Annotated in this window: 10 protein-coding genes; 6 read left to right on the top strand and 4 right to left on the bottom strand. The window is 64.0% G+C overall.

Features of this window, described 5'->3' with window-relative positions; all coding sequences use genetic code 11:
* The first annotated feature begins 41 nt into the window (after positions 1–41).
* Positions 42–779: a 5'-methylthioadenosine/adenosylhomocysteine nucleosidase gene (locus tag QQ658_RS13585; RefSeq protein ID WP_286025373.1), complete on the top strand. Its 738-nt coding sequence runs from the start codon at positions 42–44 to the stop codon at positions 777–779.
* A gap of 159 nt (positions 780–938) precedes the next feature.
* A complete protein-coding gene (locus tag QQ658_RS13580; protein WP_286025372.1) occupies positions 939–1,724 on the top strand; it encodes a hypothetical protein in 786 nt (261 codons plus the stop codon).
* Positions 1,725–1,848: 124 nt separating this feature from the next.
* Here the strand turns inward: QQ658_RS13580 and QQ658_RS13575 are convergent, their stop codons facing one another.
* A complete protein-coding gene (locus tag QQ658_RS13575) occupies positions 1,849–5,811 on the bottom strand; it encodes a DEAD/DEAH box helicase (RefSeq protein WP_286025371.1) in 3,963 nt (1,320 codons plus the stop codon).
* A 312-nt stretch (positions 5,812–6,123) separates the two neighbouring features.
* On the opposite strand from QQ658_RS13575, the gene QQ658_RS13570 reads away from it, so the two are divergent.
* The 4 genes from QQ658_RS13570 (at position 6,124) to QQ658_RS13555 (ending at position 10,368) form a co-directional block, all read left to right on the top strand.
* Positions 6,124–7,230 carry a baeRF3 domain-containing protein gene (locus tag QQ658_RS13570; protein WP_286025370.1) on the top strand — a complete coding sequence of 369 codons (1,107 nt, stop codon included), beginning with the start codon at positions 6,124–6,126 and terminating at the stop codon, positions 7,228–7,230.
* Positions 7,231–7,292: 62 nt separating this feature from the next.
* Positions 7,293–8,219 (top strand): ABC transporter ATP-binding protein, encoded by a 927-nt coding sequence (locus QQ658_RS13565; protein ID WP_286025369.1) that lies wholly within the window; start codon positions 7,293–7,295, stop codon positions 8,217–8,219.
* On the top strand, positions 8,216–9,832 hold the full coding sequence (locus QQ658_RS13560; protein ID WP_286025368.1) for an ABC transporter permease: 1,617 nt from the start codon (positions 8,216–8,218) through the stop codon (positions 9,830–9,832). The genes QQ658_RS13565 and QQ658_RS13560 overlap by 4 nt, the downstream gene beginning before the upstream one ends.
* 62 nt (positions 9,833–9,894) lie before the next feature.
* A complete protein-coding gene (locus tag QQ658_RS13555; protein ID WP_286025367.1) occupies positions 9,895–10,368 on the top strand; it encodes a GbsR/MarR family transcriptional regulator in 474 nt (157 codons plus the stop codon).
* Here the strand turns inward: QQ658_RS13555 and QQ658_RS13550 are convergent.
* From QQ658_RS13550 to QQ658_RS13540, 3 genes are all read right to left on the bottom strand, one after another.
* On the bottom strand, positions 10,344–10,760 hold the full coding sequence (locus tag QQ658_RS13550; RefSeq protein ID WP_286025366.1) for a DUF1801 domain-containing protein: 417 nt from the start codon (positions 10,758–10,760) through the stop codon (positions 10,344–10,346). The genes QQ658_RS13555 and QQ658_RS13550 overlap by 25 nt on opposite strands.
* A 64-nt stretch (positions 10,761–10,824) precedes the next feature.
* Positions 10,825–12,105 carry a Na+/H+ antiporter NhaA gene (nhaA, locus tag QQ658_RS13545; protein WP_286025365.1) on the bottom strand — a complete coding sequence of 427 codons (1,281 nt, stop codon included), beginning with the start codon at positions 12,103–12,105 and terminating at the stop codon, positions 10,825–10,827.
* Between the two features lie 106 nt (positions 12,106–12,211).
* The gene (locus QQ658_RS13540; protein WP_286025364.1) at positions 12,212–12,574 is read right to left on the bottom strand and encodes a DUF2200 domain-containing protein; all 363 of its coding nucleotides are present in this window, start codon (positions 12,572–12,574) and stop codon (positions 12,212–12,214) included.
* Positions 12,575–12,648 lie beyond the last annotated feature (74 nt).

Here is a 12,648-nt window from a genome sequence, read left to right as displayed (position 1 = left end):
GTGGGATGATATGTACCAATTGACCCGAGGAGGCTGGAGAGATGCTCGCGATCATCGCAGCGTTGGAGGATGAGCTGTCGGCGATCGTGGCCGCCGCACGTGACGAGGGCGAGATCTGCTCCGAAAAGGTGGCAGGCGTCACGCTGCTGCACGCCCGGCTGGCCGGCCGTGACGTGCTGCTCACGCTGTCGGGGGTCGGTAAGGTTGCCGCAGCCACTACCGCAGCTGTGCTCGCCGAGCGGGCCTCCGGCATGATTCATGTCGGCACCGCCGGGGGTATCGGAAAAGACGTGAACCCCGGCGACATCGTGATCGCCACTGAGCTTCTGCAGCACGACCTGGACGCGCGTCCGCTGTGGGATCGCTGGGTTTCCCCGGTGGTCGGCAAGACGCGCATCCCCGCGGACGCCTACCTGACGGCGGCGCTCGCCGGTGCCGCCGTGGGCGCGGTTGCCGGTCACAGGGCAGCGCTCGCTTCACTCGGGTTGGACGACCCCACCGTGCGTCCGGGATTGATCATCTCCGGAGATGTCTTCGTGAACACTGCCGAAGGATCGGCGAAGTTGCGCAGCGAACTTCCGGACGCCCTGGCGGTCGAGATGGAAGGCGCCGCGGTCGCTCAAGTGTGCGCCATGGCAGGCATTCCATTTGCCGTAGCCAGGACAATCTCAGATCGCGCCGATCAGGATGCGAACGTCGACTTCCCGGCCTTTCTGCGCAAGATCGCCGCCCCCTACGCCCGCGACCTGGTGGTTGGTGCCCTGAAGGTGCTGGACTGAATCATCGCCGGTACCCGGGAAACGGTTCGACGCGCCTCCGGCATATGCATTCGCGGCCTCGCTTCGGCAGCGAGGGCCATCTGATCGGAGCCGGGCGCGGGAGATATCGAACGTGCTGGAGTTCGAGCGGCCACGGCCGCATCGTGTAAGGATGCGAGCATGAACTCGCTACTCCTTGTCGATCCGCAATTGGGCCGCTGGGGTCTGGGCGTCCTTTCTGAACACCTACCGGACGCAATCGTGGCTCCGGTCGCGGCGGTGAACTCGATCCTTGCATTGGCCCAAGCGGCCGACTCTCTCAAACTGATCAAGTCCGAACTGCCATCAATCCCGGCAATAGTGATTGCCCGCGGTACCGGGTGCAGCGTCGCAGCCCGATTCGCAGCCGACCACGACGTCAACAAGGCTCTGCTGATTGACCCGATTTCAACCTCGACGAGGGACGAGGGGTTTCACGTCGTGAACAATGCTGATACCCGACGACTGGAGAGAATCGCCGATGGACTGGCGAATCCGGCGGAGCCCGCGCAGGCAGACGTTGATGTGTGGACGGACCCTCGAATTGCTGAAGGTGTCTTTCCTGATGAGGCCTACGAGCTCCTGGCTCGTGGCCTGAGCGATAGGCAAGACGTTCGCGATCGTATCGAGCAGGCCTGGCGAGAATGCGAAAGCAAACGTCAGCCGTACGATGACGCGCGTTGGACGCCCACTCCGGAATCGATCCAGGAACTCGATTGGCTGGCAAGTGCACGCGAGGCGAATCCAGGCACTGTCACGATCTGGCTATCGCATGACGCGGAGGGACGGCCGCCGAGCGAGCAGGTGAAGTACCTCGCTCGCGAGTTGCCCGTGTCAACGGTCGTGGAGCAGCCGTGGGAAGAGTACGACTTCATGGTCGATCCCCAGCCGCTGGCTGACGCAATCAGCGATTGGCTGGTCGGTTAGTCAGGTGATCCTGCCAGGACGCCAAACCGGGCCGGTACGTCCTTCTGGACTAGCTGAGGCCAAGATGCCGGGATGCGACGGGCACGTGTAGGTCGATAACCAGCTACGCAGTCGTCCGTTTGCATCACTCCAGCAGGAGACGGACGTCCTCGGCGGTCAGGCGGTTGCCCCGTTCTCTGCCTCGCGTCGCCTCGAAGTCGTCGTCCGAGCCCAGCACTCCTGAAATGAGTTCGCGTTTCGCGTCCTGCAGGGCGACCACTTTCTCCTCGATGGTGTCCTTGGAGACCATCCGGTAGACATGCACCGGCTTGGTCTGGCCGATCCGGTGCGTACGGTCGACGGCCTGATTCTCGACCGCCGGATTCCACCAGGGGTCGGCGAGAATCGCATAGTCGGCCTGGGTCAGGTTGATGCCCGCGCCGCCGGCCTTCAGGCTGATCAAGAAGACCGGATCGTCGCCCGAGGTGAAGCCATCGATCACCTGGCGGCGGTGCGGAGTGGTGCCGTCCAGATACGAATAGGCGAGCTTCTCGTGATCGAGCCGCGCCGCGATCTTGCGCAGATAGCGGGTGAATTGGCTGAACACCAGCACCCGGTGGCCCTCACCGGCCGCCTCCTGAAGCAGCGGCACCAGGGCGTCCAATTTCGAGGAAGGCGCCTTCGACTCTTTGTCCCCCTGATCGACCAAGCTCGGATCAATGGCCAGCTGGCGCAACCGGGTGAGAGCGGCCAGCACCTCGATCTGGTTGTGCTCGATGTCGTCCGTCAACTGAAGCACACGCTGGCGTTCGCGCTGCAATTGCCGGTCGTAGATGCGCCGGTGCGCGGGCGTCAGCTCCACCGAGATGACCTGCTCCTGCTTCGGCGGCAGATCGAGCGCGACCTGGCTCTTCGTCCGGCGCAACAAGAAGGGCGCGATCCGGCGGCGCAGCACCGACATCAACTCGCGAGCCTCGTCCGCCTGCTTCTCGATCGGACGCTGGAAGCTCTCCCGGAACTGCTTCGGGCTGCCCAGCAAACCCGGCGCGGTCAGGGTGAACATCGCCCATAGCTCGTTCAGATTGTTCTCCATCGGGGTGCCGGTGACTGCGTAGGTAACCGGCGCGCCGACACCTTTCACGGCCGCGAACACCTTGGAGGCATGGTTCTTCGCGTTCTGGGCCTCGTCGGCGATCATGCCCGCCCAGCGTTCGGCCGCGTAGTCGTCGGCCTCCAGCCGCAGCAGCGCGTACGAGGTGATCACCACATCGGCCTCGGCCGCGATCTCGCTCAGCGGGACGCCCCGGCGGGTCTGGGTCGCCTCGATCATCACGACATCGAGATCGGGTGCGAACTTTCTCGCCTCGGACGCCCAGTTCGGCACCACGGAAGTAGGCGCCACCACCAGCCAAGGCGCGAGGTGGGGCTCATCGGCCCAACCAATTGCCCCGTGTTCGGTTGACACTCGAGGATCACCAGGCTGGCTGCCAGGAGAATTCGGAGAGGCAGCTGCCCTGGCGCTTTCAATGGCAGGCGACTCATCCGAACCGCTCGTTACTGGAACGTCGGTTTGCACCTGACTGCCGCGCAGGGCTGCCGGGACGGTGGTCCCGGAACTGGCGAGAGGATCATCGGACGCAGAGGGGTTTTCGGATAGCCCGGCGTGGCCGTCTGCCTGGGTCTCGTGGCCGGGTCCTCCGCTCTTGCCCTTGGCCCGGTAGGCGGCCAGATCGACGACCTTCTCATCGGGGATGCGGTCATCGTCCGCCTCGGGCAGGCTGGGGTGCTCCCGTTCGTCCAGGATCATCGCGAGCGCCTGCACGGTCTTGCCCAGGCCCATGTCATCGGCCAGCACGCCACCCAGCCCGGACCGGCGCAAATGGGCCAGCCAGCGGAAGCCTTCGAGCTGGTAGGGGCGAAGCCTCGCGTCCAGGCCCGCCGGCAGTTCGGCGGGAGCGGGCGGATTGTCGATCGATCGGCGCACCGCCTGAAACCACGCGTTGGCCTGGGTCTGCACGATGCCGAGCGAGAGCAGCTCTTCCCACCACGACAGCCGAACCTTGGGCACGCGAACGCCATCACGGCGCTGATCCCCGAGCTCGGACGCCTCTTTCAACAGTTCCTTCAGCCGGTCGAGATCGGGATCGTCCAGCTTGAGATAGTTGCCGTCGGGCAGAAACAGCGCCTCATCACCCGTAGTGAGCGAGGTGATCAGGGTTGAGATGGGCAGCTCGTGGCCGCTGACGACGACAGCGATGTTCAGGTCGAGCCAGTCATTGGTACTGGGTTCATTACTCAGCCCGATCTGGATTCTGGCTCCGGTGGTCTCCTGGAAATCGGGAAGCTCGGCGGTCTCGATGACCACTCCTAGTTCTTCGAGGCGCGGAAGCACATCGTCGACCAACTTAACCACGTCGAAGCCGACGAGATCGGCGTCCTGGCGCAGCCCCGGCGGCAGAGTGTCGCTCGGCCCGGTGGTAGCACTGCCAGCGGGCGTATCAGTGTTGAGCACGACACCATCGGCGGGGATGGCGAATTCGGCCCGGCCTGGCGTCGGCGTCTGTTTGCCGAGGCCGCCGACGTAGCCAGGACGGCCGTGCGGGCTGATGCCGCGGGCCAGCGCCGCCGGGATATCGCTGAGTTCGGACGCAACCGCGCCGGCAATGCGTCCCTCCTCATCGGTATCGCGCATCGGGTCACGCAGAGCGCCCTGCAATGGCAGCGGACCTCTGCCGCGTCCCTGCTCGTCGCGGTAATGCCAACCCCAATGCAGGTGTGCTTTCGGCTTGAGGTTGCCCGCCTTGGAATTGCCGGCCTCGACCGAAGCAACACCCAACTCGAGATGCAGCCGCGGGGCCGGTGGTGGCGGCGGATTGAAGCTCTTGTCCGGCGAGGCCCAGCCCACCCGCGAGATGCGCGGCAACACGGTCTGAACGAAGTCCTCGTAATCACCGGCCGGAATGTTGATCTTGTCGCCCTCGGCGGCCAGTTGTTTCCAGGACCGGTCGGCCGGCTGCTCGAACTTTGCCAAATGGACGCCCGCGTCGTCGCGCCAGGCCAGGCCATGCGGCGGATCGCCGAGCTTGGTGGACGAAGCATTCTCGCCGAGGCTCGGGTGTCGCATGGTGGCCTGCACATTGAGATCGCCCGCATCGTCCTGATGGATCTCGATCTCGGCCTGAGCCGGATCGGGTTCGAGCGTGACCGGCCGGTGCGAGCCCTCCTCGACCAGCGCGATTCCGGCGTCCTGAACCTCGCGAAGGACGCTCCACAAGGCCGGATGATTGATCCGCTCGAGCGCCATGACGTCTTGTGTTCCGATGTACGACTCGACATCGGTATACAGCCGGCGCAACTCATTGAGCGCATCGAGCTGCCCCGGATCGGCATCATGTGCGTCACCGGTGCGCAACCGCATCCAGGAAATTCCGGAGCGCACCCACTGTTGCCGCTTGCCGGCGCGCAGCGGCACCACGTGGACGAACCCAGGCCTGCCGGGATAGCTGTGGCCGAGCTCGGTCAGCCTGCGTCCAAAAGCAGTCGACGCATACCGCGACTGCTCCGGCGATTGCTCGCCGGGGGCCGTGTCGGGCCGGAAGGTGAACAACAGCCCGAGCGGCTGACGATCGGAGCGCTGCTGATCTGCAACAGGCACGAAGATACGGTCCAAAGTCCTGCGCCACTGCGGTATCTCAAGGACGTTGGCAGCGGAACCCGCGTCGTCCGGATTCAATTCGGAGACGGCCGATTGCTGCCTGGTCAGCAACTCTTGCGTCCGCCCACCCGGGTGACCGGAAAATGGTGGCCTGCCGCGATGTGGGCCGGCAAGGCCGAGCTCGGCGCAGACCACTGCCACGCAGTGCTTGCAGTTATAGGCGACCGGGCAACTGCACGAACCGTTCAGCGAATCCAATTCGCCATCCAAAGCCAGCGAATACGAGACGTGGACGGTGTAGTTGCGGTTGTGGGAGCCTTTGCAACGCGCAGTGATGCCATGGTGGACGCGGTCATGGTGCATGACGTTCACGCGACCTTCGCGGGCATACGCAAGCCCGAGACCCCAGGTACTGGGGGTCGCAAGGCCAGGTGGTCCGTCGGGTCGTTTCACAACGGCAAGCCTACGAGGGCGTCCTGACATTTTCGCCAGCGGTGTCGAGGCGTGACGAGGAGCAGCGGCTCGTCAGCGACTTGGCGCACCGGGAAAGGGCTTGTGGTACGCGATCTGCGGGACGTTCGTCCGACGTTCGCCGCTAGCAATATGAGGCGCGTTGCAGAAACCCGGAAGTACCGGAAACTATCGGCATTCGTTGGAATTCCGGGGCTTCGTCTGGTTGTGTGGAGAGACAGTCGAATGTCGTGATCTTGCCTGCGGGACGTGGTAAGAGACGCAGGCGGGGTCGAGCACAGAGGAGGTCATCGAATGAGCGCAAACTCGCAGGGCAAGGTAGATCAACTCGACTTTTCCGACGTCTGGGAGGCCGGTGCGGGAGCCGGCCCGAAGATCACCTTCACGGTGCCAACCGAGGTCGCCGACACCAGGGCATCGAAGTCAGGAACCGAGCTCAAGAACCTGCTCAAACAAGCCCGCGCCGAGCTGAACGTCGTGGGAGTGCTGGGTGACCAGGCCGACGATTTGCTCGAACCGGTCGAGGAGCTCGTCCGCGACACGACCTATTGGCGCCTGCAAAGCAGGGGACTCATCATCTTCGTCGCGCCCGGATTCTTCCGGGCGGTGCGCGTGCCGGTCGAGGTGGACGCCCATGTCACCGTGGGCGAGCGTTTTCACCTGACACCGATTGCGGCGGTCCTGGCCACCGGTGGCAGGTGCTATGTTCTGGCGCTCGCGAAGAACGGCGTCCGGCTGTTCAACTCCACCCGAAACTCGATCGATCAGCTTGACCTGGGCGCCATCCCCGCAACCTTCGATGACGTGATCGACGAGCTTCCGGAGCCTGAGTTGCAGGTGCGGTCGGCCGGGCCGGGAGCGGTCGGGTATCACGGCCACGGAGACAACGGCGACACCGATCGGCTGCTGACCGAGAAGTTCATCACGGCGGTCGCCAAGGGAGTGGACCAAGAACTCGGCACTGCTCGTTCGCAGCCCCTGGTGCTCGCCTCGGTCGCCGAGTATCTGCCGATCTTCCGCAAGGTCAGCCGGTATCCGGCGATTCAGGACGCCGTGATCGCGGGCAATCCGGAGCACACCCAACCGGACAAGCTGCGCTCGGACGCCTGGGCGATTCTCGCGGAGAGCTCTCGGGAGCGGGAGACTGCCGCACGCGAACAGGCGCTCGCTCAGGTTCATTCCGGTCGTGGTTCGCTGGATCTGGCGGAGATCTGCCGGGCTGCCACCGAGGGACGCGTGGATACGCTCTATCTTCCCGAGGATCTGTCTCGGCTGAGCGATCCGGAGACAGCGGCCTTCGTCGACGCCGCGATTTTCGACGTGCTCCAAAACTCGGGGAGCCTGCGCCTGCTGAGTGATGGGGACGAGCCGGCGCAGCCGATGGCCACCTTCCGCTACTGAGGCCTGCAGACTACTACACGTAATTCACGCATTCGTGAATTACGTGTAGTAGTCTGTTACGCATGACAGATGTGATCCGGCTTGAGAACGTCAGCAAGTCGTTCGGGGCGGTGAAAGCACTCGATGGACTGGATCTCGACGTCGCCGAGGGCGAGGTCCACGGGTTCCTGGGGCCGAACGGTGCGGGGAAGACCACGACGATCCGGATTCTGCTGGGCTTGTATCGCCCGAGTAGTGGTCATGCGCAACTATTCGGCGCCCATCCGTGGCGGCATCCTGCCGACCTGCACCGTCGACTTGCGTATGTTCCCGGTGAGGTGAACCTCTGGCCCGCGCTCACGGGCGGTGAGGCCATAGACCTCTTGATCCGGTTAAGAGGAGGATCAGTCCGCCGTTCCGCGCGGGAGCGGCTGATCGAAGAATTCGACTTCGATCCCACCAAGCGCATCCGCAGCTACTCCAAAGGCAATCGTCAAAAGGTGGTTCTGATAGCTGCGTTCGCCCACCAGGCGGAGCTATATATCTTGGACGAGCCGACCTCTGGTCTTGACCCTCTGATGGCCCAGCGGTTCCAATCCGAGGTCATGCGAGTGACGGGCGAAGGCTCCTCCGTGTTGCTCTCCAGCCATATTCTCGCCGAAGTCGAACAGGTGGCCGATCGGCTCTCGATCATCCGCCGCGGCCGGCGGGTCGAGACCGGCACCCTGGACGAGGTCGGCCACCTCGCACACACCGAATACGTGATCACCGACCCGCTGCAGCCCGATAAGCTCGCGCAGCTCAGGGAAATTGCGGATGACGTCCGAGATGATGCCGGGACGATTCGATTCACCGTCGAACCCGGCCGAACCGCTGAAGTGCTGCGGCTATTGGCCGATGCCGAGGTAACCGGATTCACGGCGCAACGCTCCTCGCTGGAGCAGGCATTCCTGCGCCATTACGGCGACGATGCGGCCGGGCAAGCCACGACCGCCGGGACCTTGCCGTGATCACCGGGACCACGATGCTCGCAAGGGCCGCATTGAAGAAGGACAGGCTCTGGCTCACAATCTGGACGCTCGGCGTAGCGGCAGGGGCGCTGATCTGTGCGTCCAATATCTCATCCGGATACGGTGACGAAGCTCAGCGTGCCGCGGCGTTGCAGGCCGCGATCAATAGCCCGGTCTTGCTCATCGGACGAGGCCTGCCCATGGGGCCGGGCGAGGGAGCATTCCTCTTCTATACCTACGGCGTCATCTTCGCCACGATCTTCGCGATCTTCGGGATCATTTTCGCGATCCGGCACGGACGCGCCGAAGAGGACGATGGCACCCGGGAGCTGCTGCGGGCTTGCGCGACCGGACGCGTCGCCGGCCTGTCGGCCGCTTTCATCTCCGGGACGATCGGCACTGCAGTCGTTGCGTTCGGCCTGGTGGCCGGGCTGATCGCCGGGGGAGCCGACGTAGCCGGTTCGCTCCGCGCGGGCGGGGTATGCGCATCCGTGGGGTTGCTATTCATAGCCGTTGGTGCGCTCTGCGGCCAGCTCGCTTCCACCGCTCGCCTGGCGTCCGGGTTGGGCGCAGGCTTGGTCGCCATGCTCTTCCTCGTCCGAGTGGTTGCTGATGTCAATGCCGAAGTCGACCCACTCACCTTGGTGGCAGATCCCGGGGTGTGGGGATGGCTGACACCGTTTACCCTGGTGCAGCTCGCGAACCCCTATGGGAGTCTCGATCTGGCGCCGGTTATGGCGATGATCGCTGTCACCGTGGCATGCGGAATCGTGGCGGCGCTCGTCGAGCGGCAACGCGAATTCGGGGCCTCACTGGTGAGGCCACGGCCAGGCCCCGCTCACGGCGGCCGGACGCTCCGCTCGACGCTCGGGCTCAGCCTGCGGTTGCAGCGCGGTACCTTGATCGGAATGTCGTTGGCGGGCTTCGCGGTCGGTGGGTTCGCGGCAGCCCTGGCGGCGCTGGCATGGAAGGGCGGGGACGACCCCGTCGTCCGGCAACTGATCGAGTCGCTGGTCGGTACCGAGGGTCCGCTCTACGATGTGCTGCTCAGCTACGTCATGGTGTTGGTCGGCGAATGCGGGGCGATCGCCGGCGTGCTGGCCGTGCTGCGTGCCAGACGCGAAGAGGCCACGGGAAATGCTGAATTGATTCGCGGCGCAGCCATCGACCCCACACGCTGGCTTGCCTCGGTTTTGGTGACCGGACTGGTTTCAATCGGGTTGGTACTGCTGGCCGCATGGTGCGGCGCCACCTGTGTCTATCTAGCCCAGGGCATGGGCTGGATCACCATCTGGCAGGTGCTCGGGGCCAGCTTCGTCCAGTTGCCGGCGGCCGCGCTTCACCTCGGACTCATCGGTGTGGTGTTTGCGGTTGCCCCTCGACTGACCAGCGCATTCGCCTGGGCCGTTCTCGGGGCCGGTGTGGTGCTCGCCGAACTGGGCGGACGCCTCGGGCTGCCTGCCCAGGCAATCGCGCTGTCGCCTTTTGTGCACACTCCGCTGGTGACCACCACCGATCCGAGGTGGGGCGGTGCGATCATAATGGTGATTGCTGCCGTTGCACTGGCTGGGTTGGCGATCGCCTGCTATCGAAGAAGGGACCTCAGCCTGTGAGCAATACATCCGGGAAGCCTGAGCGGACGCCGGACTCGGTTTCGGCGAAGGGTTCTCAGCCTGTGACCAGCACATCTGTCCGTGACTATGGAGATCAGCTCGCAGGGTTGTTGGAAGAGGCTGGATTCCCGCGAATGCCTGCGAGGGTATTGATGACGTTTGTGACCAGCGAGAGCGGTGACCTGACGGCTGATCAAATCGCACAGACCTTGGGCGTCAGCCCGGCAGCAGTCTCGGGAGCCATTCAGTACTTACGCTCGACACAACTCGTCCGAGTGGGATCGCTGCCGGCCACCAGACGCCGCATCTACACGCTCAATCCGGCGTGGTACACGGTCACGTTGAGCAGGGCGACGATGTATGGCGAGATCCAGGAATTGGTCCGCGAGATTCCGGCCGAGTTGGGTCCGGACACCGCGGCCGGCAAGCGGGTGGCCGAGATGGCCGATTTCTACGCCTATCTGGCACGAAGGTTCCCCGAGATTCTCGAGGAGTGGCGGGAGCTCAAGAATCAGGAACGTCCGTCTGCTTCGTAAAGTTGTGCAGCGGAGTGCAGCAGGGCGGCGATCGGTTCGCGTTGCTCGGCGACTGCGTCCGGTTTCGAAAGCTTGATGTGACGCATGACCGCGGTGCCGGTGAGCAGGCGGGCGGGGTCGTCCAGCTGCGAACCCTGCAACAGGGTGAGCGATACCCACTTGCCGAATGGCGTCAGGGCGCCCAGGCCCCAGCCGTTGTAGCCGTACTGGTGCGCCCCGTAACCGATCTCGGCGTCGACGGTGTCGACCGAAAAGCGAACATCCGGCAGCACCGTGCGGACGACCTCGTGTAGCGCGAGGTAGGTCGCGACGATATTCTCCGGCCGCCCCTCGATCACCTGGCGAAGCTGATCGACAGTGGGCGCCTCAATATGCGGGTGCGTTTTCGCCATGCGCTGAGTCTATTGGTGGACGGCTACGCGCAATACTCTGATGTATGTTTCAGGCCACCTGTTTTCAGGCCACCTGACGGTAGTGCCGGTTGCGGATGCCCAGGGTGGTCGATCCGGCGAGGGCGGCGGTGAGTGACGCGGTGAGGATGGCCACCTTGGCATGGTCGTGGTGGTCTGATCCGACGACAAAGCTGAGATCGGTGACCAGCAGCGAAACCGTGAAGCCGATACCGGCGAGGACCCCTACGCCGGCGATGTCGACCCAGCTCAACGACGGGTCGAGATTGATCTGCCGGAACCTGGTCACGAGCCAGGTTGCGAATGTGATGCCGATCGGCTTTCCAACGAACAGGCCGAGCACGATCCCGATCAGGACCGGGTCACCTAGCGCCGAACGGAAACCTTCGACGCCTCCGACGGCAACCCCTGTCGAGAAGAATGCGAAAACCGGAACTGCAACACCGGCTGACAACGGACGAAACCGATGCTCGAAGACTTCTGCCAGCCCGGATCGCATGCCACTCTCGCCGGCTGCCGGGCGAACCGGGATGGTGAAACCCAGCAGGACGCCCGCGATGGTCGCATGGACACCCGATGCATGCAGCAGCGCCCAGGCGATGATGCCGACCGGCAGCAGTACCAGCCAGGCGGCCGCTGGACGCAGCCGAAAGAACTGCCGGTAGCGCTGAGCTAGCGTCCCGTAGATGGCAACCGCGACAAGTGCCCCGAGCAGCGCGGCGATTGCGATGGTCTCGGTGTAGAAGATCGCGATGATGGTGATGGCTATCAGGTCGTCCATCACAGCCAAGGTGAGCAAGAAGATCCGTAACGCGCCCGGCAGATGAGAACCGATTAGCGCGAGCACGGCAACCGCAAACGCGATATCGGTGGCCGTCGGGATGGCCCAGCCGCGACTCATCTCCGGCGACCCGGATGCGACGCCCAAGTAGATCGCAGCGGGAACCGCAACACCGCCGACGGCAGCCACGACCGGCACGATCGCGGTACTGAATCTGCGCAGGCCGCCGATGACCATCTCACGTTTGAGCTCGAGACCCACGAGAAAGAAGAACACGGCGAGTAGCCCATCGGCTGCCCACGCCCCAAGAGTCAACTTCAGATGCCAAGGCTCGTAGCCGACCTCGAGATCTCGTAGCCAGAAGTAGCCGGCGGCCCAAGGCGAATTCGCCCAAACCAATGCGGCGGCTGCGAAGACGACCAGCAATATGCCGCCCACGGTCTCCCTACGTAAGAAAGAGCCCACACGGTGAAGAAGGCCGGAGCCCGAAGGTGCTGAGGAGGAAGGCGCGCCGGTTCGTGTCGGGGGCTGCGGAGCGTGTGACATGGGAGATCTCTCGGGTCGGCAACAGTTCGTGTCGACCAGACTTCCCGACGCACCTTCCGGACATGCTACCCGGAGCAAGCGGCGGGCTTGTCCACACGCACGACATCTAAGACCGCAGGATCTTTTCGATGGCCTTGCCTTTGGCCAACTCGTCGACGAGCTTGTCCATGTAACGGGCCTTGCGCATCACCGGGTCCTCGATCTCCTCGACCCGCACCCCGCAGACCACACCGGTGATCAATGAGGCGTTGGCGTTAAGGCGGGCGTCGGCAAACAGGTCCTCGAAGGTCGTCTGATTCGCGAGGTGCTCATTGAGTTCTGCGTCGCTGAAACCGGTCAGCCAGGTGAGAACCCGATCGAGTTCTTCCTTGGTGCGGCCCTTTTTCTCCACCTTCGCCTGATAGAGCGGATAGACCGACGAGAACGGCATGTGGTAAATCCGCTTGAGGGTCTTTTCGTCCGTTTTCATGAGAGGAAGCGTACTTGTCGGGTCGCCGGAACCTGGCTTTCCGAAGTCGGCCGACCCTCTCCTGGTTGAGACTG

Origin of the sequence: Propionimicrobium sp. PCR01-08-3, assembly GCF_030286045.1 — a bacterium.
Lineage (GTDB): Bacteria > Actinomycetota > Actinomycetes > Propionibacteriales > Propionibacteriaceae > Brooklawnia.
The sequence above is the reverse complement of the archived record's forward strand: the minus strand, read 5'-3'. Positions and strand labels throughout refer to the sequence as shown.

Coding starts and splice junctions, on each gene's coding strand:
- QQ658_RS13570 (WP_286025370.1), top strand. CDS start 6,124: ATGAGCGCAAACTCGCAGGGCAAGGTAGATCAACTCGACTTTTCCGAC.
- nhaA (WP_286025365.1), bottom strand. CDS start 12,105: ATGTCACACGCTCCGCAGCCCCCGACACGAACCGGCGCGCCTTCCTCC.
- QQ658_RS13580 (WP_286025372.1), top strand. CDS start 939: ATGAACTCGCTACTCCTTGTCGATCCGCAATTGGGCCGCTGGGGTCTG.
- QQ658_RS13585 (WP_286025373.1), top strand. CDS start 42: ATGCTCGCGATCATCGCAGCGTTGGAGGATGAGCTGTCGGCGATCGTG.
- QQ658_RS13565 (WP_286025369.1), top strand. CDS start 7,293: ATGACAGATGTGATCCGGCTTGAGAACGTCAGCAAGTCGTTCGGGGCG.
- QQ658_RS13540 (WP_286025364.1), bottom strand. CDS start 12,574: ATGAAAACGGACGAAAAGACCCTCAAGCGGATTTACCACATGCCGTTC.
- QQ658_RS13550 (WP_286025366.1), bottom strand. CDS start 10,760: ATGGCGAAAACGCACCCGCATATTGAGGCGCCCACTGTCGATCAGCTT.